Origin of the sequence: Arthrobacter sp. PAMC25564 (genome assembly GCF_004798705.1) — a bacterium.
Lineage (GTDB): Bacteria > Actinomycetota > Actinomycetes > Actinomycetales > Micrococcaceae > Arthrobacter.
Window position 1 is genome coordinate 600,800 of record NZ_CP039290.1, and the last position, 26,657, is coordinate 627,456.

21 protein-coding genes and 1 tRNA gene are annotated in these 26,657 nt (G+C 66.3%); 19 read left to right on the top strand and 3 right to left on the bottom strand.

Features of this window, described 5'->3' with window-relative positions; translation table 11 throughout:
• Nucleotides 1–389: 389 nt before the first annotated feature.
• Nucleotides 390–472, bottom strand: a tRNA-Leu gene (locus E5206_RS02750).
• Nucleotides 473–712: 240 nt separating this feature from the next.
• Between E5206_RS02750 and E5206_RS02755 the strand changes: the two genes are divergently transcribed.
• The 18 genes from E5206_RS02755 to E5206_RS02840 all read left to right on the top strand — a co-directional run bounded on the left by E5206_RS02755 (nucleotide 713) and on the right by E5206_RS02840 (nucleotide 23,687).
• The gene (locus E5206_RS02755; RefSeq protein ID WP_136321159.1) at nucleotides 713–934 is read left to right on the top strand and encodes a hypothetical protein; all 222 of its coding nucleotides are present in this window, start codon (nucleotides 713–715) and stop codon (nucleotides 932–934) included.
• Nucleotides 935–984: 50 nt separating this feature from the next.
• A complete protein-coding gene (locus E5206_RS02760; RefSeq protein ID WP_240689903.1) occupies nucleotides 985–1,953 on the top strand; it encodes a multidrug DMT transporter permease in 969 nt (322 codons plus the stop codon).
• Nucleotides 1,954–2,307: 354 nt separating this feature from the next.
• A complete protein-coding gene (locus E5206_RS02765; protein WP_136321160.1) occupies nucleotides 2,308–3,057 on the top strand; it encodes a DUF3662 and FHA domain-containing protein in 750 nt (249 codons plus the stop codon).
• The gene (locus tag E5206_RS02770) at nucleotides 3,054–3,536 is read left to right on the top strand and encodes an FHA domain-containing protein (RefSeq protein WP_136321161.1); all 483 of its coding nucleotides are present in this window, start codon (nucleotides 3,054–3,056) and stop codon (nucleotides 3,534–3,536) included. The genes E5206_RS02765 and E5206_RS02770 overlap by 4 nt, the downstream gene beginning before the upstream one ends.
• Before the next feature lie 2 nt (nucleotides 3,537–3,538).
• Nucleotides 3,539–5,269, top strand: coding sequence for a PP2C family serine/threonine-protein phosphatase (locus tag E5206_RS02775; protein ID WP_136321162.1), 1,731 nt, complete (start codon nucleotides 3,539–3,541; stop codon nucleotides 5,267–5,269).
• Nucleotides 5,266–6,717 carry an FtsW/RodA/SpoVE family cell cycle protein gene (locus tag E5206_RS02780; protein WP_136321163.1) on the top strand — a complete coding sequence of 484 codons (1,452 nt, stop codon included), beginning with the start codon at nucleotides 5,266–5,268 and terminating at the stop codon, nucleotides 6,715–6,717. The genes E5206_RS02775 and E5206_RS02780 overlap by 4 nt, the downstream gene beginning before the upstream one ends.
• Entirely contained in the window at nucleotides 6,714–8,168 is a 1,455-nt protein-coding gene (locus tag E5206_RS02785) for a penicillin-binding protein 2 (RefSeq protein ID WP_136321164.1), read from the top strand. The genes E5206_RS02780 and E5206_RS02785 overlap by 4 nt, the downstream gene beginning before the upstream one ends.
• A complete protein-coding gene (locus E5206_RS02790) occupies nucleotides 8,165–9,988 on the top strand; it encodes a protein kinase (RefSeq protein WP_136321165.1) in 1,824 nt (607 codons plus the stop codon). Before E5206_RS02785 ends, E5206_RS02790 begins: the two co-directional genes overlap by 4 nt.
• 6 nt (nucleotides 9,989–9,994) lie before the next feature.
• Entirely contained in the window at nucleotides 9,995–11,992 is a 1,998-nt protein-coding gene (pknB, locus tag E5206_RS02795; RefSeq protein ID WP_136321166.1) for a Stk1 family PASTA domain-containing Ser/Thr kinase, read from the top strand.
• Nucleotides 11,993–12,094: 102 nt separating this feature from the next.
• Nucleotides 12,095–13,804 carry a sialidase family protein gene (locus tag E5206_RS02800; protein WP_136321167.1) on the top strand — a complete coding sequence of 570 codons (1,710 nt, stop codon included), beginning with the start codon at nucleotides 12,095–12,097 and terminating at the stop codon, nucleotides 13,802–13,804.
• Between the two features lie 237 nt (nucleotides 13,805–14,041).
• Nucleotides 14,042–15,700, top strand: coding sequence for an ABC transporter substrate-binding protein (locus E5206_RS02805; protein ID WP_136321168.1), 1,659 nt, complete (start codon nucleotides 14,042–14,044; stop codon nucleotides 15,698–15,700).
• A 162-nt stretch (nucleotides 15,701–15,862) separates the two neighbouring features.
• Complete coding sequence (locus tag E5206_RS02810; protein ID WP_205760046.1) at nucleotides 15,863–16,768, top strand: ABC transporter permease; 906 nt, start codon at nucleotides 15,863–15,865, stop codon at nucleotides 16,766–16,768.
• Between the two features lie 3 nt (nucleotides 16,769–16,771).
• Complete coding sequence (locus E5206_RS02815; RefSeq protein ID WP_136321170.1) at nucleotides 16,772–18,868, top strand: dipeptide/oligopeptide/nickel ABC transporter permease/ATP-binding protein; 2,097 nt, start codon at nucleotides 16,772–16,774, stop codon at nucleotides 18,866–18,868.
• Nucleotides 18,865–19,671, top strand: a complete 807-nt coding sequence (locus E5206_RS02820) for an ATP-binding cassette domain-containing protein (protein ID WP_136321171.1) — start codon at nucleotides 18,865–18,867, stop codon at nucleotides 19,669–19,671. The genes E5206_RS02815 and E5206_RS02820 overlap by 4 nt, the downstream gene beginning before the upstream one ends.
• Before the next feature lie 52 nt (nucleotides 19,672–19,723).
• The gene (locus tag E5206_RS02825; protein ID WP_136321172.1) at nucleotides 19,724–20,641 is read left to right on the top strand and encodes a dihydrodipicolinate synthase family protein; all 918 of its coding nucleotides are present in this window, start codon (nucleotides 19,724–19,726) and stop codon (nucleotides 20,639–20,641) included.
• Between the two features lie 46 nt (nucleotides 20,642–20,687).
• Entirely contained in the window at nucleotides 20,688–21,626 is a 939-nt protein-coding gene (locus E5206_RS02830) for an ROK family protein (protein WP_136321173.1), read from the top strand.
• 46 nt (nucleotides 21,627–21,672) lie between these two features.
• Nucleotides 21,673–22,359, top strand: a complete 687-nt coding sequence (locus tag E5206_RS02835; protein ID WP_136321174.1) for an N-acetylmannosamine-6-phosphate 2-epimerase — start codon at nucleotides 21,673–21,675, stop codon at nucleotides 22,357–22,359.
• 50 nt (nucleotides 22,360–22,409) lie between these two features.
• On the top strand, nucleotides 22,410–23,687 hold the full coding sequence (locus E5206_RS02840; RefSeq protein ID WP_136321175.1) for an amidohydrolase family protein: 1,278 nt from the start codon (nucleotides 22,410–22,412) through the stop codon (nucleotides 23,685–23,687).
• A 1-nt stretch (nucleotide 23,688) separates the two neighbouring features.
• Here the strand turns inward: E5206_RS02840 and E5206_RS02845 are convergent, their stop codons facing one another.
• Together E5206_RS02845 and E5206_RS02850 are read right to left on the bottom strand one after the other, a co-directional pair.
• Nucleotides 23,689–24,465: a glucosamine-6-phosphate deaminase gene (locus E5206_RS02845; RefSeq protein WP_136321176.1), complete on the bottom strand. Its 777-nt coding sequence runs from the start codon at nucleotides 24,463–24,465 to the stop codon at nucleotides 23,689–23,691.
• 73 nt (nucleotides 24,466–24,538) lie between these two features.
• A complete protein-coding gene (locus E5206_RS02850) occupies nucleotides 24,539–25,270 on the bottom strand; it encodes an FCD domain-containing protein (protein ID WP_205759990.1) in 732 nt (243 codons plus the stop codon).
• A 219-nt stretch (nucleotides 25,271–25,489) separates the two neighbouring features.
• On the opposite strand from E5206_RS02850, the gene E5206_RS02855 reads away from it, so the two are divergent.
• Entirely contained in the window at nucleotides 25,490–26,512 is a 1,023-nt protein-coding gene (locus E5206_RS02855; RefSeq protein WP_136321177.1) for an acetylxylan esterase, read from the top strand.
• Nucleotides 26,513–26,657: the final 145 nt, after the last annotated feature.

Below are 26,657 nucleotides of genomic sequence, written 5' to 3' on the forward strand. Positions count from 1 at the left end.
GTGAATTTCATGTCTGCATCCCGCAGTTCGGTAGTGCGGCTGCGCCGTGCCGGCTCCCCCCGCGTCACCGGACATTGGACTGTCAGCCACAGTGAATCTTCTGGTGCGTCGTGGCGGCATATCGCCCGACGCCTAAGGAATCGCCCGGATTCCGAACAGTTGGCATGGTGCGTCAACAAGCCACTTCGGATCCTAACGGCCAGGTCCCAACGGGTCATGAGTAGCGAACACTGGGGTTCTGCAGCTAATCCAGGAACGCAGGCTCCTTTGCTACCTGCTTCGTCCGGACAACTACCTGCTTCGTCCCGGGCTCCTATAACACCCAAGGGGTCGCGGGCAAAATAAAAGGACCCCGGGAAATCATTGATTTCCCGGGGTCCCTAATTGCGTGCGCGAGGGGGGATTTGAACCCCCACGCCCTTTCGGACACTGGCACCTGAAGCCAGCGCGTCTGCCGTTCCGCCACTCGCGCGCAACTTCTCCTACCCGGTTTTCGGCCCGATTTCCGGTCCGCCAACCTCGTAAAAGCAGCGAGATCAAGCATAACGGACAACTGCGGCAAAACACCAATCGAGGACCTCGTGGGCTGCCGGGGCTGTTGTTCGGACGTCAATGGGCCGGTCCTTGCCCTCCCGCTGGGATAGCGCCGCGATCCGGTATTGCACCCCCGGACCGTTTCCCTTGGAGGGAAGGAACCGGGAAGATAGTGTCCATGACCCCCACCTATGCTGCCTCCCGTCTTGTCACGTCCGATGACCATGAGGTCGTGACTTCAGCGGTCCGGGAGGCCACGCAGGAACTCCGGGACACTCTTCAGCACCATGGAATCCACTCCACTTTTGAGGACATCGCACTGCTGGGGCATTCGGAGTCCTGGGATGGCGAGGGGCAGCGGTGGGTTCACGTCAGCTGGGACGGCGTGGCAGCGGGGTAACTCCATTCGGGGCAGGCCGCCAGCTTCGAACTAGGAGGTACGTTGGCCTGATGGCATTAGAAATCATTTCGTTGTCCCCGATGCAGGCACTGGGCATCCCGATAGCTCTCGCGGGGTCGGTCTGCCTGGCCCTGGGCGCCGAATTTCAACACCGCGGTGTCACCAAGGTGAATGCCTCAACCTCGGGTAATGCCAAAAGGGGTCTTCACCTCAGTCAACTGCTAGCACTGACGCGTCGCCCATCGTGGGTCAGCGGGACGCTGATGCTCGGCCTCGCGATCGTACTTCAGCTGATCAGCTTGTTTCTTGCCCCCTTGACCGTCGTGCAGCCCTTGGGTGCAGTCGCGTTGGTCGTCACGTCGATCATGAACGCACATGGCGGCAAGAGACCGCTCACCGGGGCCACGATCAAGGCCATCACTTTCTGCGTTGGGGGTATCGGACTCTTCGTCACGGTAGCAGCGCTCACCACAACGTCTCTGCCCATCGACGCGCTTCAATTGCGGGTGGTCCTCATCATCCTCGCGTGTGTCCTCGCAGCCCTGGCCCTGGCGTTCGTCCTCTTTCGCAAACGATTCACGGCCATCTTCTACATTGTCGGTGCGGGCGTTGTTTTCGGATTTGTCGCGACGCTCGCCAAGGTCATCATCGACCGCGTCCACACACTGATTCAGACAGGTTTTCACCTCACGCCGGACGACGGACTCACCATTGTGTGTCTCGTCGGGATAGTTGCGGCCGCACTCCTGGGGTCATACTTTGTGCAAACCGCGTACTCCTCCGGGCCCCCCGATCTCGTCGTCGCGGGCCTCACAGTTATCGACCCCATGATCGGGGTCACCATCGGAATCGTCGTGCTCGGTGAAGCAGCCAGCGCACCGCTGTGGGCAATCTTCGTCTTCCTGGCAGCCGGGGCCCTGGCAGTTTACGGCGTGATCCAGCTCTCCGGCCGCCCGGCCGCCTCCCCCACACCCCCGTACAAGCTCGCATCGGATTCGGCCACTCCACCCCGTAGCTGAACCTGTCCCTGGGGTATCAAACCCTGCCGCTGAATGGCTGAAAGGGTGCGGCGTGCGGCCCTCCCTCCGGCGGCCTCGCTCCGGTTGGATCCTGCTCGGCTGGTCTGTTTAGGCGCACCGTCTTTCATGGCCGCACTAACGCGTGCACGAACGTTGCCGGGAGTGTCACCGCATGTCAGGACGGCCCCGCAGCTGTTTTTCGGCACGGGGTGACGGCGCCCATTAAGGCCATTCCCAGCCTCGCCCAGTAGTATCTGATGTAGGAGTGCCCGTTATCTGTGGGCACCTGCACATGTTGGAAACCGAGTTCCGGAACGAATGCTGCCCTGCAGCCATCAGGAAAGGAGAAGGACCATGGGATTGCTGGACAAAGTCGAGCGCGGCATCGAAAAGGCCGTCCGTGGAGTCTTCTCCACCGGTTCCCGTGCCCAGGTTGAGCCCGTCGAGATCGCCAGCCGCCTCCGCCGCGAAGTGGACCATAAAGCCATGACGATCGCCGCGGGACGCACCTTGGCCCCGAACGTCTTCGACGTCCTTCTCAGTGATGACGATTTCCACCGGGCCCAGGAATGGGGCACACCCCTCGCGGAGGAACTGTGCGACGTCGTCATCAACCACGTCCGCAGCCAGGGCTACACCCTTCAGGGGCCGGTCCGCATCAGTTTCCGCCGGGATGAAGAGCGCCGGGCCGGGGACTTCGAAATCACCTCCCGGACCGAGAAGGCCTCCGCTCCGTCTGCACCGGCGCAGCCCGGCCTCCACGGCACGCTGCCCGTTGCCCCAACCCGCCAGCCCTCCCGGCTTCAGCCGGTGCTGGATATTGACGGCCAGCGCTATTCCCTGAATGCCCCTTCCATCGTCCTGGGCCGTTCCACTGACGCCGATATCCTCGTTGATGACACCGGCGTGTCACGGCGCCATCTGGAAATCCGCACGGGCCAAGGCACCGCCCAGGCCATTGACCTGGGTTCCACCAATGGCAGCTACGTCAACGGCCACAAGATTGTGGGCAGTTCGGACCTGACCGACGGCTCCACCATAACGATGGGACGGACCAAGATCATCTTCCGCTTCCTGCCCGCCAACCCCGGCGGCCGCGCATGAGTGAACTGACGATCACGGCCCTGCGTTTCGGTTTCCTCCTCCTTCTCTGGGTGCTGATCTTCAGCATCGTCTCCGCCATGCGCCGGGACCTGATGATCGGGAGCAAAGCCGCCGCCGGGGCCCCCACCGCACGCCAGGTGCGTAAGAACCCCGCCCTGGCCGAGCCCGCCCCGGCTCCCGTGAAGCAGCAGGCCCGTCAGTTGGTCGTAACCGAAGGCCCCCTCAAGGGGACCACAATCCCCTTGGCCGCGAGTCCTATCCTGCTCGGCCGGGCACAGGAAGCCACGCTTGTGTTGGAGGACGACTACGCCTCCGGCCGGCACGCGCGCCTGTTCCCGCAGGGCAGCCGCTGGTTCATCGAGGATCTCGGCTCCACCAACGGCACGTATCTGGCCGACCAGCAGCTGACCCGGGCCCTTCCGGTGGAGCTGGGTGTCCCCGTGAGAATCGGCAAGACGGTCATCGAATTGAGGCCGTAGCCATGGCTGCACCGGACATCCCCGCAGGCCAGGCAGCAGGCAAATCAGCTGCCCCGAAGCGGCCGCTCATCATGCGCTACGCCGCGCGTTCCGACGTCGGCCGCGTGCGTGCGAAAAATGACGACTCAGCCTACGTCGGCCGGCATCTCGCCGTCGTTGCCGACGGCATGGGCGGCCATGCCGGCGGTGACGTCGCCTCGGCGGCCACCGTCCTGGATATGATCCACCTGGACCATGACGACTACGACGGCGACGCCGGCACCATCCTTGCGGATGAGATCCAGACCGCCAATTCGCTGCTTTCCGAACTGGTCCACATCAACCCCAAGCTCGCCGGGATGGGAACCACCGTCACAGCACTGCTGCTGGCCGAAGGCAAGCTCCACTTCGCCCACATCGGCGACTCGCGCGCCTACCGACTGCGCAACGGCGAATTCGAGCAGGTCAGTGTTGACCACACCTTCGTCCAGCGCCTCATCGACGAAGGCCGGCTCCGCCCGGAAGAGGCGGAAACGCACCCGCACAAGAACGTCCTGATGCGGGTCCTGGGCGACGTTGATGCGAGTCCGGAGCTGGACCTCGACACTCTCGAGGTCCAACCCGGCGAACGCTGGCTGCTCTGCTCGGACGGCCTCAACTACGTCGCCGGACACGTCGTCGAGCGCACCGTCCGGGAGACAAAGAACCTCCGGGAATGCGCCGAACTCCTCGTCGACCTCACCCTTGAGGCCGGTGCGCCGGACAACGTGACGGTCGTGATGCTGGAGATCGCCGAACAGACTCCCGACGATGTGAGCACCGCCGCCGTCGACATCGTCCCCGTGCCGCCAGCCGTCCCCGCCACGACGTCAGCGCCCGCTGCGCCGGCCGGACCGCTGAGCGGCAGCACCTTCGGTGCCGCGGAGTCCCCCGACGGATCACCAAAAAAGGATGCCGCCGGTTCCGCTGCCGCGGCCACAACGGGCACGCCGGCCGCGGCCTCTTCCCCTGGTTCTCCGGGAGCCGGTGAGGAAGCGGATAAGGCTGCGGACAAGGAGCCCGAGCCCACGACCGATCCGCACCTCGGCGAGCATCTTTCCGCCGAGGTCCTGCGCGAGGAACTCTCCAGCCGCCCACACGAACTTGTTGGCGCTGCCGCCAGCGCCGCCGAATCCGGTTCCATCCCGTCCATCGCCGGGCGCACGTTGTCCCGCCGGGCAGCCACCGTCCTGACCCATAAGTCGGACCAGGCGCGCGACGACGCCGAGGAATACAAGCCGGCTGGCCGCCCCCGCCGCTGGCTGACCGTCGCGATCGCGGCGGCCATCGTCGCCCTCCTCGCCATCGGCCTGTGGCTCGGCTACGCGTGGACCCAAACCCGCTACTACATCGGCGAACACGACCAGCATGTGGCCATCTTCAACGGGGTCTCCCAGCGCCTGGGGCCCATCCAGCTTTCCACCCTCGAAACGGTGACCGATATCCGGATGTCAGACCTCCCCGAATTCTCCCAGCAGCGCGTGCGCCAGACGGTGCCGGCCCGGGACCTCTACGACGCCCAACGGATCGTCAAGAACCTTGAGCGCACCGGCACCACGGCCCCCGCGGATGAATGCCTGACGCCCTCCCCCAGTCCGACCGTCGCCGGCTCGGCCCCGGCCCCTGGCGCAACCGCCAGCCCCGGAACCTCCGGAGCGGCCCAGCCGTCGGCCTCGCCGACGCAGACTGCTCCGATTTGTGAGGGCGGAAAATGACACCGATCGACACCGCACCCAAGCCGCGACGCAACGTGGAACTGGTCCTGCTGATCCTGGCCCTCGCCGTCGGCATCGGCGCGAACGCCCTCGTGGGCGTGGACCGGCAGAAGGCCTTCGACACCGACTTCTGGTTCCAGTCGAGCCTCCTGGCAGCGGCTGCCCTGGCTTTCCACGTGGTGCTCCGTATCCGGGCTAAGTATGCTGATCCGGTAATACTTCCCATCGTGGTGGCCCTGAACGGCCTCGGATTCGCGATGATCCACCGCCTGGACCGGGTGGGCGAAGATACCGGAAACAACCAGCTCCGCTGGACGCTGGTCGCCATGGCAGTGTCCATCGCCGTCATCTGGTTCCTGAAGGACCACCGGATCCTGCGCCGTTTCACCTTCATTTCACTGGCCCTCAGCGCCGTCCTGCTGGTCCTGCCGCTCGTGCCGGGCATCTCCGCCGGCGAGGTCCTGGGCGCCAGCGTCTGGATCAGGATCGGTTCCATGACCTTCCAGCCGGGTGAGATCGCCAAGGTCACCCTGGCCGTATTCTTCGCCGGGTATCTTTCGTCCAACCGGGACCTGATCCTGCTGGCGGGCCGCAAGATCGGGCCGTTGCAGTTCCCCCGGTTCAAGGACATGGGACCAATGATTACGGCGTGGCTCGTGAGCATCGGCGTGCTCGTCTTCCAGCGTGACCTCGGCACCTCAATCCTGTTCTTCGGCTTGTTCCTGGCGATGATCTACGTCGCTACGAGCCGCATCAGCTGGGTGATCATCGGCGTCGTACTTATGGCCGGCGGCGGCTTCGTGGCATCAAAGGTCTTCTCGCACGTGGCCCTCCGGATCGACGGGTGGATCAACGCCTTCACCCCCGAGGTCTATGGGCGGCAGTTCGGCGGAAGCCTTCAGATTGTCGAAGGCCTGTTCGGCATGGCCAACGGCGGACTGGTCGGTACCGGCCTCGGCCAGGGACGCCCCAACCTCGTGCCCTTCGCCAACAGCGACATGATCATCGCCTCCTTCGGCGAAGAGCTCGGACTGATTGGCCTCTTCGCGATCGTCCTGATGTACTTGCTGCTCTTCACCCGCGGCTTCCGCGCCGCCCTCGGCACCCGGGACGCCTTTGGCAAGCTGCTGGCCACCGGGCTCTCGTTCGCCATCGCCCTGCAGTGTTTCGTCGTGATCGGCGGCGTCACCCGGCTCATCCCGCTCACCGGCCTGACCACCCCGTTCCTGGCCGCCGGCGGCTCCTCCCTGCTGGCTAACTGGATCATCGTCGGGCTGCTGCTGATGATCTCGCACACCGCGCGGAGCCCGGTGGACACCACCCCAATGCAGCCCGGACAGGATCCGGGAACCAGGAAGGGAACCCCTGCCATGCCTTCGAAGCCGGCTGCGGTCCCCGGCAAGCTGACAACTCCCGACGCACCCACCGAGGCGGTGAAGCACCTGTGAACCAGGCCATCCGCAATTCATGGATTGCCGCGATCGCGATGTTCGCCCTGATCTTCGGTGCCCTCAGCTACGTCCAGGTCATCGGGGCGGACGAGCTCAAGGCCAATGCCTGGAACAAGCGCGCCCTTCTTCAGAACTACTGCAATGACCGCGGCGCGATCATCGTCGGCGGCACCCCGATTGCACAGTCCGTTCCCGCCACAGAGAGCTGCAAGTTCCAGCGCACTTACACCCAGCCCGAGCTGTACGCAGGGATCACCGGCTATTTCTCCAAGAACTACGGACTGTCCGGGCTTGAGAAGTCCATGGACGGCCAGCTTGCCGGCAGCTCGGACCAGCTCTTCCTGGACCGGATCGGCCAGCTCTTCCTCGGAAACCAGCCCAAGGGCGCCTCGGTGGAGCTCACCCTCGATCCCAAGATCCAGAAGCTTGCCTACGATCTCATCCCTGAGGGGCAGCGCGGCTCGATCGTGGTGACCAACCCTAAGACCGGCGCGATCCTCGCGATGGTGTCCAAGCCGTCCTACGATCCCAACCTGATCGCCACCCAGGATCCGGATGCCGAACAGGAGAACATCAACGCGCTGAACAAGATCCCCGGGATCAACCTGAACCAGAACGTCAGCGGACCGACCGGCGCCCTGTTGGCTCCCGGATCGGTCTTCAAACTGGTTGACACGGCTGCGGCACTCACCTCGGGCAAGTACAACAAGGACAGCGAGCTGCCCAACCCGGCGGAAATGCCCTTCCCCGGCATCCAGTACAAGCTCCCCAACTACGCGGGCGGCAATTGCTATACGCGGACGACGGCGACTTTCGCCTTCGCGCTGCAGCAGTCCTGCAATACCCCGTTCGCCAGCATCGCCCTCGATCTGGGGGAGAAGGCAATTGCCGACCAGGCGGAAAAGTTCGGCTTCGGCCAGGACTGGGGCGACCAGCTGAAGCTGGACTTCGCCCCGAGTGTCTTCCCGAAAGACCTCGACCAGGCCGGGCTGGCACAGTCCGCAATCGGCCAGCGCGACGTCCGGGCCACGCCGCTCCAGATCAACATGATGACCGCGGCGATCGCGAACGGGGGCGTACAGATGCAACCGAACCTGATCAAGGCCGTGCGTTCACCGGATCTGCGGGCCATCAGCGAGCCGAAGCCCCAGGCGCTGCGGACGTCCACCACGCCGGAAATCTCGAAGCAGATCACCGAGTGGATGACGAGCGTCGTCAGTGACGGCATCGCCCGGGGCGCGGCGGTGAATGGGGTCCAGGTTGCCGGAAAAACCGGCACCGCTGAACTCGGCACCGGCCTGAACAACTCATGGTTTACCGGGTTTGCCCCGGCGAATGACCCGCAAGTGGCCGTCACCATCGTCATGCAAGGCGTAGACATCACCACCGGCGCACAGCTAACCAGTCCGAACGCGAAGAAGATTTTTGAGGCGGTGTTGAATAAGTGAGGCCTACATCAGGAATCACCCTCGGCGGCAGATTCCAGCTGACCACGCGCATTGCGATCGGCGGCATGGGAGAAGTCTGGAAAGCCAAAGACCTGATCCTTGGCCGCATCGTCGCCATCAAGGTGCTCAAGGAGGAGTACACGGGCGATCCCGGGTTCCTCCAGCGGTTCCGGGCCGAGGCGCGGCACACCGCGCTCCTGAACCACGTGGGCATCGCCAACGTCTTTGACTACGGCGAGGAAGAGGGCTCCGCCTACCTCGTGATGGAACTGGTCCCAGGGCAGCCGCTGAGCAGCATCATCGAACATGAACAGGTGCTCTCGCCGGACCGTACCCTCTCCCTGATCGCCCAGACCGCGCGGGCGCTCTCAATCGCCCACGCGCAGGGCCTCGTGCACCGCGACATCAAGCCGGGCAACCTGCTGATCACCCCGGACGGCCGCGTCAAGGTCACCGACTTCGGTATCGCCCGCCTGGCCGACCAGGTCCCCCTGACGCAGACCGGGCAGGTGATGGGTACCGCCCAGTACCTGGCCCCGGAACAGGCCACCGGCCAGACGGCGACCGGCGCCTCCGACATCTATTCGCTCGGCGTGATCGGCTACGAGTGCCTCGCCGGACACCGTCCATTCTCCGGCGAATCCCAGATCGCCATTGCCCTGGCCCAGGTCAACGATGCTCCCCCGCCGCTGCCGGAAAACCTGCCCAAGCCGGTCCGGGCCCTGCTGATGTCCATGCTGGCCAAGGACCCGAAGAACCGCCCGGCCAACGCCATCAAACTCTCCGAGGCAGCGGAGGCCATCCGCAGGGGTGACATCGCCGCCGCCCACGCCGCCGTTCCCGGCATGCTTCTCTTCGAGGCGGCAACGGGGCCCATCACGGCACCCGTGGAGGTCCCCACTGCGGCGACGAGCGTCATCGGCGCCAGCGCAGCAGGGGACAGCTCGACGTCGGCCACCTCGGCGCTGCCCGTCCTCGGCGCCGCCGGTGCCGGCGCCGCGGCAGGGCTGGCCGCCGGAGCTGCCGCGGCCAGCGGCTACGGGGCCCGCGACGCGCTCTCCCGCGCCGATGCCCTGGCAGCGGAGCGGAACTGGGTGCAGGAGGACGAGGAATACGAGGAGCCACTGGATGAACCGGAACGCCGCGGCCGCGGTCGCAGCCCCTGGACGTGGCCGCTGATTGCCCTGATCCTGCTTGTGGTCTTCGCCCTGGTCGGTGTTTTCCTCAGCCAGGCCGGCATCCTCTTCCCCGCGCAGTCCTCGTCCAGCAGCAGCGCCGCCGCCAGCAGCGCAAAGCCCAGCTCCACGAGTGCCTCGCCGACGTCGGCGACCCCCACCCCCAGCCCTTCCCCCAGCTCCGCGACGCCCACCCAGTCCACCCCTGTGGCCATCAACCTGATTCCGGATGCTTACCGCGGCCGGCCGTACAACGAGGTCCGCAATGAGCTGATCGGCCTGAAGCTGGGCGTCACCGGCGCCGAGGTCTTCAATAATGCGACCCCCGGCACCGTGATCGATATCGACCCGTCCGGGCCGGTCCAGCCCGGTCAAACCATCAAGGTGAGCTACTCCAAGGGGCCCCAGCCGGCTACGGTTCCCTCGATCAAGTCCGGCGCGAAGGAGGCGGACGTGCAGTTGGCCATCCAGAACGCGGGGCTGCGCTGGGTCAAGGGCGCCGATGTCGACCCCATCAACAAGGAAGCCGAAGGCACGTTTGTCAGCTCCGACCCTGCACCCGGCAGCGACGTCACCGCCGGTTCCGTGGTGACTTACCACCTGGCCAAAGCCGCAACAACTCCCACCACAAAGTCGACACCCTAGGCAACCATGTCGACTTCACCCCGCACACCGTCACACAGGGAGGACCGCCGCCCTGAGAACACGCAGCGCGTCCTCAGCGGGCGCTATGAGCTGGGTGATCTGATCGGCCGGGGCGGAATGGCGGATGTTTTCCGCGGGGTCGACACCCGGCTGGGACGCACCGTGGCCGTAAAGCTGCTGCGTTCGGATCTGGCCAGGGATCCGCAATTCCAGGCGCGGTTCAAGCGCGAGGCGCAGGCCGTGGCCGCGCTGAACCACCACTCGATCGTGGCCGTTTATGACACCGGAGACCACGCGGTCCCGGGCGATCACGACGACAGCATCCGGGTGCCTTACATCGTGATGGAGTTCGTTTCCGGCAAGACGATCCGTGAGCTGATCAGGGCGAAGGAAGTCACGATCGATCAGGCGATCGACTTCACCCTGGGGGTGCTCGCAGCCCTCGACTACAGTCACAAGGCAGGGATCGTCCACCGCGATATCAAGCCGGCCAACGTGATGTTCTGTCCTGACTCCAACAGCATCAAGGTCATGGACTTCGGCATCGCGCGGGCCATGGCGGACTCGGCCGCGACCATGACGCAGACCCAGGCCGTGGTGGGCACGGCCCAGTACCTCTCCCCGGAGCAGGCACGCGGAGAAACCGTGGACGCCCGCAGCGACCTGTATTCTGCCGGCTGCCTGCTGTATGAAATGCTGGCCGGCCGCCCGCCGTTCGTCGGGGACAGCCCCGTTTCCGTGGCCTACCAGCACGTGCGCGAGATCCCGGAACTGGCCAGCAGTCTGAACCCTGAGATTTCCGAAGCCCTGGACAGCGTGCTGGTGAAGGCACTGCAGAAGAACCGGGCGGACCGGTTCCAGGATGCGGCGGCCTTCGGGCGCGCCCTCCGTGCGGCGCGCGCCGGCGTCGGCGTGGACCCGCTGGGATTGAACGAGATTCCCACCAGCCCCACCAACACCGTCGATGGGTCCAGCGGCATTGCGCCGACCGCCGCATTCTCGCCAACCGGGGCAAAGTCCCCGGATCAGGCACTTACTGGCCGGCCGCATCCGACGCGTCTCGGCTTGGGCGATGACGCAGCCATTCCGGCCCATGATACCGAGGTCTATCCCGCCGCGGACACGGGCAGTCTTCCGCTGGTTCTGCCAGCCGCCCGCGAACACACCCAGCTTCAGCGGTCGCGCCGCCGGACCTGGATTGCCACGCTCGTGATTCTCACCGTCCTGGTCCTGACCGGTGGCGGCCTGTGGCTGTACAACATGATGAACCAGCAGCCCGCGCCGGTGGCGAAGGTCGTGGTCCCTTCGGTGACATCGCTGACCGAGTCCGAGGCCCTGCAGAAGCTCTACAACGCCGGCATCCAGCCGCAGCTCAACAGGCTCCGGCACGCAACCATCGCCAAGGGCATTGCCATCGGCACGGTTCCGGATTCGGGGAGCTCGGTGGAACGCAATTCGAACATCACGCTCAACATATCGGAGGGCCCGGGCGTCATCACCATCCCCGCGGATCTGCCTGGCCGTACCGAGGCGGCCGCGCGCGATGACCTGCGCCAGAAAGGGCTGGCCGGTGTGCCCTTCACAACCATGACGAACAGCCCCACGGTTCCGGCCGGCGTCGTCATCACCACCAAACCTGCCCCGGGGCAGAACGTGGCCGTGGGGAGCACGGTGGAACTCGTGGTGTCCAACGGCAAGGTAGCCATGCCGCAGCTGATCGGGCTGCCGCTGGCCGAGGCTGAAGCGGCGCTTAAGGACCTCGGGCTGGCCATGACGGTCAAGGAAGTCGAAAACTCCCAGGTGGAACCGGGGAAGGTGACCGCGCAGAGTGACGCCGCGGACGCCCAGATCGAACAGGGCAAGAACATCACGGTTACGGTGGCGAAGGCCCCGCCGCCCCCGCCAACACCCACGCCCACGCCCACACCTACATCGACGCCGACATCGACCAGGAGCAGCAAGAGCAACACGGAAGGCCTCAGCCTGGGCCAGCTCCTCCCCTAGCCTGCCTCAGCCTTGATCCACCGATGATCTTTGGGCCGGGTCCGGCGGGAGATTCCGGGCTGCATTTCTTCCCTGCATTTCCTGACCCCTTACGATGTAGATATGACATCCTACCTTCCATCGGTTGATGCCGCGCCTATACCGCTGGTTGATCCCGAGGTTGAACACGTCCTTGCGGTCCGAGGTGTCGGTGGATACCGGCAATACCGGATCCCGGCCTTGGCGGTGTCGCTGCAGGGCACCGTGCTGGCGGCCTACGATGGGCGTCCCAACCTTGATGACCTGCCCAGCCCGATCGATCTCCTGCTGCGCCGCAGTACTGACAGCGGACGGACCTGGGAAAGCCAGCAGGTCGTGCGCACCGGCGTCGGGCTTAACGGCTACGGTGACCCGAGCCTCCTGGTTGATGCTGAAACCGGACGGATTTTCATTTTCCATGCTGCGGGGACGCGTGCCGGCTTCTTCGAAGCCGCGGCCGGGCTGCAGCCGGATGATGATGTCCAGCACTGCGATATCAGCTTCTCCGATGACGACGGTTTGACCTGGCAGCATCGCCGGATCACCGGACAGTTGAAGCTCCGCCCGGCCACTGGCGGCGCGGGCGGCCCGGATATCACAGGGCTCTTCGCATCGGCCGGGCAGGGCGTTCAAATTCATGCCGGGCCTTTCCAAGGCAGGTTGGTGCAGCAGTTTGTCGTCCTGGCCGGCGGGGAGATCATGGCAGCCTCGGCGTATAGCGATGACCACGGCGAGAATTGGATGCTCGGGGATCTCATCGGCGCCGGGCCCGACGGCATCGGTCCCAACGAGAACAAGGTCGCCGTCCTCGCAGACGGCCGGCTTCTGCTGCATAGTCGGGCCACTCCCCGTCGTCTGGCGGCTATGTCGGAGGAGGGCGGCCATAGCTGGAGCCCGTTGATTCCAGTCGAGGACCTGCCGGATCCAAGCGACAACGGTTCGCTGGTGCGTTTTGACGGCGTGCCAGCGTTGAGGGCTTTCGCTTCGGAGTCCACTGGCTCCTGGCTCCTGGCCAGCAACAACCAGGACGCCCAGCTGCGACGCAACACGGTCCTCAGCCTTTCCCCTGACAACGGCCTGACCTGGCCTGCCAAGCTGCTCCTGTGCCCCGGAAGCTCCGCGTATTCGACGGCTGCACGGCTGCCGGACGGCAATATCGGGGTCCTGTATGAGCGGCAGGGATACCGGGAAATAGTATTCATTTCCCTCCCTGCCGAGCAGCTCACAGATCAACTCACTGCGGCAAAGGAGACTCCGTCGCCCGGTGCCGGCCCTGGCCTGCTCTTCCACATGGAACTGCGCTCCATCACTCCTGGCCTCCCCCCTGTCTGGCAGAATGCCGGGGAGTTCCACATCATTGCTCCGGGTGGTGACTGGGGGGTCCACACCTGGAAGGAAATCGGGCAGGGCTATTCGCCGGAACGGGTTCAGGTGATCGGAAGCCGGGAGGCGCAGGATCTGAACTATGGTCCGATCATCCCGGGCTATAAGGCGGGCGACATCCTTGCTTTCACCGGGCGCGTTCGAAATGAAGGGTCCCAGGCGGCGACGGCTGTCCGGCTGTCAGGACCGGGGGCCGGGGCATTCCCATCTGCTGACCTTGCGCCCGGTGACGAAGCCCTCTATTTCACACCGAGCTACACCGTGACCGAGGAGGATGTGGCGCGGGGCGCTCTCAAGCTGGTCTTTGCTGTGGAAGGAACATGCGAGGGTACGGTCGTGCGCCTCGGGCGAAGATTCCATTTCGACATGGCAACAGGTGCGGTTCAAGTGGAGGAGAGTCCCGCCTGCTGACCAGGTTGGCCGATGCGTCGGTGATCAAATCGTACATTTACCGTCGGCGCGCGGCCCGCTCCCCGGGTGCCACAGCGTCCTGCGGCAGTCCGGTCTTGAAGCCTGTGATGGACAGCTCGACCAAAATGCTCCCACCCCGCCCCCGGCTCAGGGGTTCCGCCTTGACGAGGTGCTGTGACGCCCCTTACAGTTTTCCATACGAGCATCGGACGTCCTACATCCGATAAATTTACTGGAATGGTGAGGCATCACATGAGCAAGACCCTCAAGAACCTGCCGTTGGCCAACGATGCCAGCCGCCGGAGCTTCCTCAAGCTGTCGGGCGCCCTGGGCGCGGCGGCGGCGTTCACTACCTCCCTGGCCGCCTGCGGCGCCCCGGCCGCCACGACCACGGGGGCGGCCGCGAACACGGCGCCGATCAACAAGGACCTCATCATCGAGGCCGGCATCTCCTACGCTCTTTCCACCGGATTCGATCCCCTGTCATCCTCCGGGGCCACTCCCCTGGCAGCCAACCTTCATGTCTACGAGGGTCTCGTGGAGCTGCACCCGGCGACCCGGGAGCCCTACAACGCGCTGGCCGCCGCCGACCCGAAGATGGTCAACGACACCACCTACCAGGTGGCCCTCCGAGACGGAGCCAAGTTCCACAACGGCGCCCCGGTCACCGCCGAAGACGTCGTGTTCTCCTTCACCCGCGTTATGGACCCGGCCAACAAGTCGCTCTTCTCGCAGTTCATCCCGTTCATCAAGGACGTCAAGGCTCTCGACGCGAAGACCGTCGAGTTCTCGCTGGCGTATGCCTTCCCCGGCTTCGCCCCGCGGATCTCCGTCGTCAAGATCGTACCCAAGGCACTCACCAACTTCCCGCTGGGCTCCGACCAGCTCAAGGCATTCGACGCCAAGCCGGTCGGCACGGGACCGTACAAGCTGGTCTCCGCCGTCAAGGACGACAAGATCGTGTTCGAGGCGAACGCCGACTACAACGGACCGATGCCCGCCCTGGCCAAGGGCATGACCTGGCTGCTGCTCTCCGACGCTGCCGCCCGCGTCACGGCGATGCAGTCCGGCCGCGTGCAGGCCATCGAGGACGTCCCGTACCTGGACATCGAGGGACTGAAGTCCAAGGCCACGGTGGAATCCGTCCAGTCCTTCGGCATGCTCTTCCTGATGTTCAACTGCGCCAAGGCTCCGTTCGATAACAAGCTGGTCCGCCAGGCCCTGCACTACGGGCTGGACAAGGACTCCATCATCAAGAAGGCCCTGTTCGGCAACGCCAAGGCCGCCAGCTCCTACTTCCAGGAAGGCCACCCGGACTACGTCAAGGCCAGGAACGTCTACGGCTACGACCCCCAGAAGGCATCGGACCTGCTGAAGCAGGCGGGAGCCACGAGCCTGGAATTCGAACTCCTGACCACCGACACCGCCTGGGTCAAGGACGTCGCCCCGCTGATGCTCGAATCCTGGAACAAGATCCCCGGCGTCAAGGTCACGCTCAAGACCATGCAGTCCGGCGCCCTGTACACCGACCGCGTCGGCAAGGCAGACTTCTCAGTCGTCGCGGCCCCTGGCGATCCGTCCGTGTTCGGCAACGACGCGGACCTGCTGCTGAGCTGGTTCTACGCCGGCGACACCTGGATGAAAGGCCGCGCCTACTGGGCCGCCACCCCGGAACGGGCCCAACTTGTGGACCTGATGGCCAAGGCCGGCCAGTCAGCCAAGGCCGACGCCCGGAAGCTCACCGGCGACATCGTGGACCTCGTCTCCGAAGAGGTCCCGCTCTACCCGATCTTCCACCGCCAGCTCCCGAGTGCCTGGGACGCCAAGAAGCTCAGCGGCTTCAAGCCTCTGCCCACCACCGGCGTCGGCTTCATCGGCGTCGGACGCACAGCCTGATTCAGGCTGACCGCCGGTCCGGGCGGCTCCCCCCTCCCGCCCGGACCTACATGCCTTATCCCCCACACCGGCTGAAGCCGGGACAACCTTCCACGAATTCCGGAGACAACATTGGTCACGATATTGCGTCTGCTGGGCCGCAGGCTCGCAGCACTGCCGTTGATGGTCCTGGGCATTACCCTGCTGGTTTTCCTCGTCTTGCAGGCTGCCCCAGGCGATCAGGCGAGCAGCGCGCTGGGCGACGGTGCCAGCGAGGACGCCAAGGCACAATACCGCCAGAGCAACGGACTGAACGATCCGTTGGTGCTGCAGTACTTCCGATTCCTGGGCAGGCTGCTCCAGCTTGATCTCGGCGTGACCACGCCGCCGGCGAAGTCCGTGGCTGCCATGATCGGATCGGCCTTCCCGCTGACCCTGCAGCTCACCTTCCTCGGCGTCCTGATCGCCATAGTGCTGTCCCTGGGGTTCGGGATCGTGGGGGCGCTCTACCGGGACAAGTGGCAGGACCAGCTGGTCCGGATCTTCTCGATCGCCGCCGTTGCGACGCCGTCCTTCTGGCTGGGCATCCTGCTCATCCAGTGGTTCGCCCTGGGCGACAGCCCCCTGTTTCCCTCGGGCGGCATCGCGACGCCGGAATCAGGCTTCGGCGGCTGGCTGAACTCGATGGCACTGCCGGCCCTGGCGCTCGGCATCCCGGTCTCGGCCTCGCTGATCCGGGTGGTCCGGACCTCCATGGTCGAGGAACTGGACCGCGACTACGTCCGCACCGCCGTCGGCAACGGCGTCCCCTACCGTGAGGTGGTGTCCAGGAATGTGCTCCGCAACGCCCTGGTCACCCCGGTGACCGTGCTGGGCCTGCGGATCGGCTACCTGCTGGGCGGCGCCGTCGTGATTGAGATGATCTTTGCCCTTCCGGGCATGGGCCAGCTGATCCTCAACGGCATCACCAACCTGGACGTCAACCTGGTGCAGGGCGTGGTCCTGACCATCTCCGTCACCTTTGTCCTGGTGAACATCGCCGTCGACCTTCTCTACCTGCTCATCAACCCCCGAATCAGGACGGTCTGACCCATGCGCAGCAAACTCGCTGAACGCCTGAGCGCCCCGGGGATCCGCTTCCGGGCCCTGCCCTGGAGCTCCCGGCTGGCCCTCGTCTTCCTGGTGGTCATTACCCTTGCCGCCATCTTCGCGCCCCTCATCGCCCCGCACGATCCGCTGCAATCCTTCATTCCCGCCACCGCACCCGGCGGCGAGCACCTATTCGGCACCGACCGGCTGGGGCGCGACATCTTCTCCCGGCTGCTCTACGGATCCCAGTCCTCGCTGATGATCGGCCTGGGTGCGGTCACGCTGGCCGTCGCGGCCGGAGCCCTGCTGGGCTCGCTCGCCGCGACCTCGAGCAAGGCCGTGAACGAACTGATCATGCGGCTCATGGACATCCTGATGGCCTTTCCGGGGATCGCCCTGGCCGCCGTGCTGCTGGCTGCCTTCGGCAACACGGTGCCCACGATCATTGTCGCCATCGCGATCATCTACACCCCGCAGCTGGCCCGCGTGGTCCGCGCCAATGTGCTCTCCCAGTACGGCGAGGACTACGTCCGCGCCGAGCGGGTGATCGGCGCGGGCCGCTTCTACATCCTGCTCAGGCACATCGTGCGCAACACCGCGGCCCCGGTCCTGGTGTTCGCCACGGTCATGGTCGCGGACGCCATCATCCTGGAGGCATCACTGTCCTTCCTCGGTGCCGGGGTCCAGGATCCCGCACCGTCCTGGGGCAACGTGATCTCCTACGGCCGCAACCTGGTGCTCTCCGGCGGCTGGTGGGCCACCACCTTCGCGGGCCTCACCATCCTGCTGACCGTGCTCGCCCTGAACATCCTTGCCGAGGGCCTCACCGACGCCATGGTGAACCCGAAGCTCCGCCGCGCCCCGGTCGTGAAAGACGACGACGGCTCCTCCGCCGCGGCGGCCGCCGTCGCCGTCGATACGGAGATCGGTACGTCCGTGGCCCAAGGGTCCGTGGCGGAACAGCATGAACTCGACGGCGTCCGCGCCGCGTCCGGCGACGCGGATCCGGAAGCCGGGCTGCTTCAGGACCAGGATGCCGCCTTCGGCGACCCGCACGCGCTGCTCGATGCGGAACTGCGGCTGCTGGCCGCCGTCGAAGCCACCCGCACCGACCGGCTCCCCCAGGTCCCGGCCGGAGCCCGGACCGTGCTGGAGGTGAAGAACCTTTCCATCCGCTTCCCTGCCCGTTTCGGCGACACCGCCATCGTGGACAACGTCTCCTTCACCGTCCGCGAAGGAGAAACCATGGGGCTCGTGGGCGAATCCGGCTGCGGCAAGTCCATCACCTCCCTCGCGATCATGGGCCTCCTGCCCAAGACCGCGAAGATCTCCGGATCCATCACCTTCGACGGCAAGGAACTGCTCGATTCGGCGGCCGGGGGCAGCAGCGCCAAGGCGTACGAGGGGCTGCGTGGCCAGCAGATCGCCATGGTCTATCAGGATGCCCTCAGTTCCCTGAACCCGTCCATGAAGATCAAGGACCAGCTGGAGCAGCTGACCCGGCGCGGCGGCCGCAAGACCCCCACCGAGCTGCTCGAAATGGTCAAGCTGGATCCCGTCCGCACCCTCGCCAGCTACCCCCACGAGCTCTCCGGCGGCCAGCGCCAGCGCGTCCTCATCGCCATGGCGCTGTCCCGCTCGCCAAGGATCGTGGTGGCGGACGAGCCCACCACGGCACTGGACGTCACCGTGCAGCACCAGGTGGTGGAGCTGCTCAACGAACTGCGTGAGCAGCTGGGCTTCGCCATGGTGTTCGTCAGCCACGACCTTGCCCTCGTGGCGTCGCTCGCGCACCGCATCACGGTGATGTACGCCGGGCAGGTGGTGGAATCCGCACGGGCATCCGCGCTGCTGCAGAACCCGAAGCACGAATACACCCGCGGCCTGCTCGGTGCCGTCCTCTCCATCGAGGCCGACGCCGTGCGCCTGCACCAGATCCCCGGTACCGTGCCGTCGCCGGGCGCCTTCGCCGCCGGCGACAGGTTCGCCTCCCGCTCGCAACGGTCCGACGCCGACCCGGACCAGCACCTCGTGCTGACCCCCGTCAGCGGGAATTCCGACCACTACTGGGCCAGCCATCTGAAAGAGGACGCCAAGTGAGCACGTCAACCGCCACCCCCGTGATCGAACTGAAGAACGTCAAGGTCCACCACCGGGCACGGACCGGCGGGTTCTTCCGGCCCAACATCGTCAAGGCCGTCAACGGCGTGGACTTCAGCATCAGCCGCGGCGAGACCGTCGGGATCGTGGGCGAATCGGGCTGCGGCAAGTCCACCCTGGCCTCCGTGCTCGTGGGCCTGCAGGCGCCCACCTCCGGCGAGGTCCTGTTCCGCGGCCGGCCGGCCATCAAACGGAACGCCGCCCTGCGCAAGGAATTCGGCCGCTCCGTCGCCGTGGTCTTCCAGGACCCGGCCACGGCCCTGAACCCGCGGATGACCATCCAGGACATCCTCACCGACCCGCTCCAGATCCACGGGATCGGGACGGCAGCCTCCCGCGCCGCCAGAAGCAAAGAGCTGCTGGCCCTCGTCGGGCTGCCCCAGTCCGCGGCCGAAGTCACCCCCTCACAGGTGTCCGGCGGCCAGCGCCAGCGCGTTGCGATTGCCCGCGCCCTCGCCCTGGATCCGGACATCATCGTGGCGGACGAGCCGACGTCGGCCCTGGACGTCTCGGTGCGGGCGCAGGTGCTGAACCTGCTGGCCGACCTCAAGATGCAACTGAACCTGGGGCTGGTGTTCATTTCCCACGACATCCAGACCGTCCGCTACGTCTCGGACCGGATCTGCGTCATGTACTTCGGCGAAATCGTGGAAGAAGGACCCGCGGCCGAGGTCTTTGGCGACCCCCGCAACGACTACACCAAGAAGCTGCTCGGCGCCGCGCCCAGCCTGCTGCACCCCTGATTCTTCCCTTTCAGCTTTTACCCCGTTCAACCACCCATCATTGGAGTTTCCTGTGTCCACCCGATTCCAGGGCGTCATCCCGCCCGTCGTCACCCCCCGCCACGCGGACGGCAGCATCGACACCGATTCACTGCAGAACCTCACCCGGCACCTGCTCGACGGCGGCGTATCCGGACTCTTCGTCCTCGGCTCGTCCGCAGAGGTTCCCTACCTGACGAACGCCGAGCGTGAACTCGTCGTCAGCACCATCGCCGCGGCGAACGCCGGCACCGTGCCGCTGATCGTCGGCGCCAACGAGCAGACCACCAACCGCGTCATCGACGAGGCCAGGAAAGTCATTGACCTCGGCGCCGACGCAATCGTGGTGACCTCGATGTACTACGCCATCGGCAACGCGGACGAGACTGAAACCCACTTCCGCACCATCCACGACGCCGTCAGCACGCCGGTCTTCGCCTACGACGTCCCCGTCCGCACCCACTTCAAGCTGCCCACCGAACTGCTGGTCCGTCTCGGCCGCGACGGCGTAATCGCCGGAGTCAAGGACTCCTCAGGCGACGACGTCGCCTTCCGCCAACTGCTCCTGGCGGCCCGGGACATCCCGAACTTCGACATCTTTACCGGCCACGAGGTTGTCGTCGACGGCGCACTGCTCGGCGGCGCCCAGGGCGTGGTACCGGGCCTGGGCAACGTGGACCCGCGCGGCTACCGCAACCTCGTCGAGGCCGCAGCCGCGGGCGACTGGGCCAAGGCCGCTGCCGAACAGGACCGGCTGGCAGACCTGTTCGAGATCGTCTACACCCCCAACGGACGTGTCTCCGGCGGAGCCGCAGGACTCGGCGCCTTCAAGACCGCCCTGCAGATCATGGGCGTGATCGAATCCAACACCATGAGCACGCCCATGCTGGCATTGAACGAGGACGAGACGACGGCGATCAAGGTCATCCTGGAACGCAACGGCCTCGTCTAGCCCTGCCCCGTGCGCTGCGGGCCGTCGGGATCCCTCTGTTAGGAAAATGATGTACGCAATCGGTGTTGACCTGGGTGGGACGAAGACTGCTGCCGGGGTTGTTTCGGAGGCCGGGGAGGTGCTGTTTATAGAGACAGTTCCGACTCTCAACCGGGCCGGGGGCGAGGCGATTCTGGATGCGACCGCAGCCCTGGTTGCAGGGCTGCGGGAGCGGGCCGCTGCGGAGGGCATGCCCATCTCCCGGGTGGGCGTCGGATCTGCCGGAGTGATCGATGCCGGGCGCGGAGTTGTGGTCTCGGCTACCGAAGCGATCCACGGCTGGGCGGGCACGGCACTTACGGAAGGGCTGGCCAAGCGGCTCGGGCTTGCCGCGGAGGCTGTCCGGGCCGTCAACGATGTCCATGCCCACGCCCTGGGTGAGGCGTGGCACGGTGCGGCAGCCGGCACAGCAAGCTCGCTGCTGGTGGCCTTCGGCACGGGCGTTGGCGGGAGCCTGGTCCTGGACGGCAAGCCGGTGCTCGGGCACCGCTACGTCGGCGGCCACGTCGGCCACTTCGCCTCGCCGTATGCCTATCACGACGGAAAGCCGTTGCCGTGTGTGTGCGGCGGCGCGGGCCATCTCGAGGCAGTCGCTTCAGGACCGGCCATCCACGCGGCGTTCCGCCGCCTGGGCGGTTCTTCTGAGGCAGCCGACACCCGCGCCGTCTTCGCCCTGGCAGAGGAGGGCAATGCTGAAGCAAGCCTGGCAATCCTGGCCGGCGCCCAGGCAGCGGGCCAGGCACTGGCGGGTCTGATCAACATCCTGGATCCCGCCGTCGTCGTCGTCTCCGGCGGCCTCGCGGACGCCGGAGGGGCCTGGTGGGGGCCGATGAAAACCGCACTGCGCAGGGAATTGCTGGACCCGCTGGTAAGGGTCCCGGTGCTCCGCGCCGGGCTCGGAAACTCCGCAGCCATCACCGGCGCCGCCAGACTCGTGCTGTACTGACTACGTTGACGCCTCAGCACACCCCTTCGACTACCTAGGAACCCCCATGATCCTGACACCCGGGGACCTCGAGTCCCTCCGCTCCCAACTGATCGTTTCGTGCCAGGCGTATCCCGGCGAGCCGATGCGGGACCCCCGCACCACGGCGCAGTTGGCGGCGTCGGCGGTCCTCGGCGGCGCCGCCGCGGTCCGCGTCCAGGGCCTCGCGGATGTGCAGCACACCCGCGCCGCGGTAGAGGTCCCCGTGATCGGGCTCTGGAAGGACGGGCACGACGGCGTCTTCATCACCCCCACCCTCCGCCATGCCGTGGCGGTGGCCCACGCGGGCGCCCATGTGGTCGCCGTCGACGGCACGCGCCGCCAGCGGCCGGACGGGCTGAGCCTGGCCCAGACGGTGGCCGGCATCCATGCCGAATCCCACGCCTTGGTGATGGCTGACTGCGGATCCTACGCCGATGCCGCGGCCGCCATTGAGGCCGGCGCTGACCTGATCGGCACCACCCTGGCCGGCTACACAGGCGAACGGCCCAAGACGCAGGGCCCCGATCTGGAGCTGCTGGAGCAGATCGCGTCCGCCGGCCTCGGCCGGCCGCTCATGGCGGAGGGCCGCATCCACACCCCCGCCCAGGCGAAGCAGGCGCTCGATGCCGGCGCGTTCGCCGTCGTCGTCGGCACCGCCATCACACACCCGGCCACCGTCACCGGCTGGTTCGCGGAGGCGTTGCGCTCCTGAACCTTCTTTGATGCCGACCAGCTAAGCCGCCACCCGTGAAAGGGACACCCATGCACAGCCCGGAACCCCATGATGCCACCAGCCCTGCGGCGTACTTCCTGTCCGGGACGCTGATCTCGGACGGCCAGGCACACCCAGGCTCCGTGGTGGCCGTCACCGGCGGACGGATCGCCTATGCCGGGCCGCGAAGTGGTTTCAGGGCCGCGGACTTCCCCAATGCTGAGGAGATCAGCCTGCCGCCGGGGAGTTCGATCCTGCCCGGCCTGATCGACCTGCACTGCCACGGCGCGGCCGGCGGGGACTTCCCCACCGGGGACAGCCGGGCCTGCCGGGCCGCGGTCGACTTCCTGCACCGCAGCGGCACCACCACGCTGCTGGCCAGCCTGGTCACCGCCTCCAGCGCGGACCTCCTGAATGCCCTGGCGATACTGCGGCCCCTGGCTACCGAGGGGCTCATCGCCGGAATCCACTCCGAAGGCCCCTTCCTGTCCCACGCGCGCTGCGGGGCGCAGAACCCGCGCTGGCTGCGTGACCCGGATCCGGCGTTGCTCAGCGAACTGCTGCGGGCGGCCGGCGGCACCTTGAAAACCATGACCTATGCCCCTGAGCTGCCCGGGGCCCGCGAGCTCCTCGCCATGCTGGCCAGGCACGGCGTCACGCCGTCATTGGGCCACACCGACGCGGATGCGCGCACGGCCGCCGCCTCGCTGACGGATGCCGCGGACCTCCTGGCGGCGGAACACGCGGCCCGCACCGCCGGCGCAGGTGCGCGGGGATTCGGGGCGGGCGCCCGGCCGACGGTGACCCACCTGTTCAACGGCATGCCGCCGCTGCACCACCGGAGCCCCGGTCCTGTCGCGGCGTGCCTCCGGCTGGCCCGCGCCGGCACCGTGGCCGTGGAGCTCATCGGCGACGGCGTGCATCTGGACCCGGAGACGGTGCGGATGGTGTTCGAGCTGGTCGGAGCCGGCAACGTCGCACTCGTGACCGATTCAATGGCGGCAACCGGGCTGCCCGACGGCGACTACGAACTGGGGCCCTCTGCCGTGGTGGTGCACGGCGGCACCGCCACCCTGCAGGGCAACGGCGCCCTGGCCGGCGGCACCGCCACCCTGCTCGAAGTTGTGCGCCGGACAATCGGGGCGGGGGTGAGCCCCGCCGATGCGGTGCAGGCCGCAACGGCGGTGCCGGCGAAGCTGCTCGGACTCGACTCCCGGATCGGGAGCCTGCGGGCCGGGATGCACGCGGACATCGTTGCCGTGGACCGCGGCTTCAGCCTGCTCACCGTACTGCGGGCCGGCCGGGTGCTCGACCGGCCCGCAGCCTGAGTCAGACGCCGACGGCTCCCGTGCGCACCGTCACCGGGGTGGTTTCGGCCGAGGCCGAGGCAGACCCGAGCCGTGCTGCCGCCGTCTCGTCGGCGACGACAGTCACATGGGGGTGAAGCTGGAGAATGGAGGCTGGGCAGTCCGTCGTGACCGGTCCGCTGAGTGCCGTGTGGAGGATGTCGGCCTTGTCCGCCCCGCTTACCACCAGCAGCAGCTGGCGGGCTTCAAGTATCGTGCCCAGGCCCTGGGTGATGCACCGGCCCGGCACGTCGTCGGGCGAGCTGAAGTAGCGGGCGTTGGCTTGCCGCGTGCGCTCCGTGAGGGCTTCGACCCGGGTGCGGGAGTCCAGGGCCGAGCCGGGTTCGTTGAACGCCACATGCCCATTGTGTCCGATGCCGAGAATCTGTACGTCGATGCCGCCGGCCTGGGCGATCGCGGCATCGTAGGCCGCGGCTGCGCGCTCGGGATCGACAGCGGCACCCGCGGGCACTGAGACCCTCGCCGGATCCAGGTGCAGCCGCTCGGTGACTTCCCGGCGGATCACCTCGGCGTAGCTCTGTGGATGGCCTGCCGGCAGCCCCACGTACTCGTCCAGCGCGAAGCCCCGGATACCGGACATGTCGAGGCGGTGGGCGGCCAACGCGGCGTACACAGGGAGCGGCGAGCCACCGGTGGCCAGGCCGAGGACGGCCTCGGGCTTGCTGCGGATGACGGCGGCCAGGATGCCAGCAGCTATTGCGCCCGTTGAGGCGGCGTCGGGTACTACGAAGAATTCCATGTCAACAGGCACTTTCTGGGACAGGTTGGTTCCGGATGGAACCGGCAGTGGTGGGAGGGGCGCTGCGGGCGGACTATCGGGCCGCGACGTCCTTGAGTTTTTGGCGGATGCCGTCGAAGTGCCGCTGCAGTCGCTCGGCTGCCACGGTCTTGTTCTTGTCCGCGACTGCCTCGTAGATCTCCCAGTGGTCACGGACCTGATCGCCGAGGTTCACAGGACCCGCGCCGAGGGCCTGATGGATCTGCCGGTACACCTTCCAGAAGACATCCATGAGGTTCATCAGCAGCTCATTGTTCAAGGGAGCATAGAGCCGGCGGTGGAATTCAGCATCGAGCTCGGCCAGCGGCTCACCGGCCGCGGCGGCTTCCTCCATGGCCTCCATGACGAGGCGGAGGTCGCCGAGCTGCTCGACCGTCACGAGATCGATGGCCGGGCCGATTAGACCCGATTCCAGGGCCTGCCGCACGTCGACAAGCTCCATGGCTTCCTCGCCGTGGTGCCGCAGGGACAGCCTCCCGCGGAAGACCAGCCCGTCGGTCAGGGCGCTGAAGTTGTTGGGGGCCACGAAGGTTCCGAAGCCATGGCGGATCTCGATCACGCCCAGCGCCTGCAGCACTTTCAGTGATTCCCGGACGGTATTTCGGCCCACTCCGAGGACGGCGGACAGCTCACTTTCGGTCGGGAGGGCATCCCCCACGTCCAGCCCCTGCTCAAGAATCAGGTCCATAATCCTGGTCTGGAGGGCATGGGATCTGATTTGCGCGCTGTATCGGGCCGACGACACCGCTTGCGGTGCTACTGTCACTTCATCTCCTTCGGCCGCGCTTCTGGACACGGCTACTAGTCTCCTTCATCCTATCGGAGATGGGACGTCCTTTGTCCTAATGTTGAGAAAAACTTCAAGACCTCCGAGAAAGTCAACGCGACGGCTGAACAGGGAAGTTCCGCGGGAAGATCCCCCGCAATCTTGCAGATGGGACGTAGGATCATCTTTCGAACGTATGCCCCGACTCCGGAGACCGCCATGCCCCTCTTTGACATGCCACTGGACCAACTGCGCGCATACACCTCATCCGCCGTCGAACCCGAAGACTTCGACGAGTTCTGGGGACAGACCATTGCCGAAGCCCGGGAATTCCCGCTGGATGCCGTCTATACGCCGGTCGAGAACCATCTACGGGTCATTGACAGTTTTGATGTCTCCTTCTCCGGCTTCGGCGGGGCCCGGATCAAGGGCTGGCTGCATCTGCCGGCAAACCGGGACACCGCTGGCGCGTTGCCCGTGGTCGTTCAGTACATCGGCTATTCCGGTGGGCGCGGCCTGGTCCAGCAGGACACCAAATGGGCGCAGGCCGGGTATGCGCACTTCATCATGGATACCCGGGGCCAGGGCTACGGCGGCATGCTGGGCGAGACCGCCGATCCGCATCCGTCGGCCGGAGAGGTGTCCTACGCCGGGCTGATGACGCGCGGCATCTCCGCCAGGGAGGACTACTACTACCGCCTCGTCTTCGTTGACGCCTTCCGGGCTATCGAGGCCGCGCAGAGTCATTCCGAAGTGGATGCCGGGAGGGTGCTGCTGGTGGGCCTGAGCCAGGGAGGCGGTTTGGCCATCGCAGCCGCCGGGTTGGCGGCGGGGCGCCTGGACGGCGTCCTGGGCACCATGGCGGACGTGCCGTTCCTGCAGGACTTTCCTCGCGCCATCGACATCGCCCCGCGCGGCCCGTATCCGGAAATTGCGGGATTCCTCTCCCGCCACCGGGACCGCTATGAGTCCATGCTGGCTGTCCTGAACTACTTCGACGGCGTCCACCTGGGCCGGCGTGCAACGGCGCCCGCGCTGTTCTCTGTGGCGCTAATGGACGATGTCTGCCCGCCGTCAACGGTCTTTGCCGCGTACAACGCCTACGGGGCCGGCGCAGCAGCAGCCCCGTCCGCAGCCCCTGCCAAGTCGGTGGTGGTCTACCGTTTCAACAACCACGAGGGCGGCCAGGAACACCACTGGGTCAGCCAACTTCGATACGTCGCTGATCTGCTGGCCTGCTAGCGGGCCGGTTGGACCTGGGGTCAGGAGCAGCGTAGCGACCAGCGGCGCGAATCCTGCAAGAAGGTTTCCGATCTGGTTGCTGACGGCCATACCTGTGAATCGGACGGGTGTGGGGAACTGCTCGGCGAAGAACGACGTCCACACG

Coding starts and splice junctions, on each gene's coding strand:
- E5206_RS02755 (WP_136321159.1), top strand. CDS start 713: ATGACCCCCACCTATGCTGCCTCCCGTCTTGTCACGTCCGATGACCAT.
- E5206_RS02760 (WP_240689903.1), top strand. CDS start 985: ATGGCATTAGAAATCATTTCGTTGTCCCCGATGCAGGCACTGGGCATC.
- E5206_RS02765 (WP_136321160.1), top strand. CDS start 2,308: ATGGGATTGCTGGACAAAGTCGAGCGCGGCATCGAAAAGGCCGTCCGT.
- E5206_RS02770 (WP_136321161.1), top strand. CDS start 3,054: ATGAGTGAACTGACGATCACGGCCCTGCGTTTCGGTTTCCTCCTCCTT.
- E5206_RS02775 (WP_136321162.1), top strand. CDS start 3,539: ATGGCTGCACCGGACATCCCCGCAGGCCAGGCAGCAGGCAAATCAGCT.
- E5206_RS02780 (WP_136321163.1), top strand. CDS start 5,266: ATGACACCGATCGACACCGCACCCAAGCCGCGACGCAACGTGGAACTG.
- pknB (WP_136321166.1), top strand. CDS start 9,995: ATGTCGACTTCACCCCGCACACCGTCACACAGGGAGGACCGCCGCCCT.
- E5206_RS02800 (WP_136321167.1), top strand. CDS start 12,095: ATGACATCCTACCTTCCATCGGTTGATGCCGCGCCTATACCGCTGGTT.
- E5206_RS02805 (WP_136321168.1), top strand. CDS start 14,042: ATGGTGAGGCATCACATGAGCAAGACCCTCAAGAACCTGCCGTTGGCC.
- E5206_RS02810 (WP_205760046.1), top strand. CDS start 15,863: ATGGTCCTGGGCATTACCCTGCTGGTTTTCCTCGTCTTGCAGGCTGCC.
- E5206_RS02815 (WP_136321170.1), top strand. CDS start 16,772: ATGCGCAGCAAACTCGCTGAACGCCTGAGCGCCCCGGGGATCCGCTTC.
- E5206_RS02830 (WP_136321173.1), top strand. CDS start 20,688: ATGATGTACGCAATCGGTGTTGACCTGGGTGGGACGAAGACTGCTGCC.
- E5206_RS02835 (WP_136321174.1), top strand. CDS start 21,673: ATGATCCTGACACCCGGGGACCTCGAGTCCCTCCGCTCCCAACTGATC.
- E5206_RS02840 (WP_136321175.1), top strand. CDS start 22,410: ATGCACAGCCCGGAACCCCATGATGCCACCAGCCCTGCGGCGTACTTC.
- E5206_RS02845 (WP_136321176.1), bottom strand. CDS start 24,465: ATGGAATTCTTCGTAGTACCCGACGCCGCCTCAACGGGCGCAATAGCT.
- E5206_RS02855 (WP_136321177.1), top strand. CDS start 25,490: ATGCCCCTCTTTGACATGCCACTGGACCAACTGCGCGCATACACCTCA.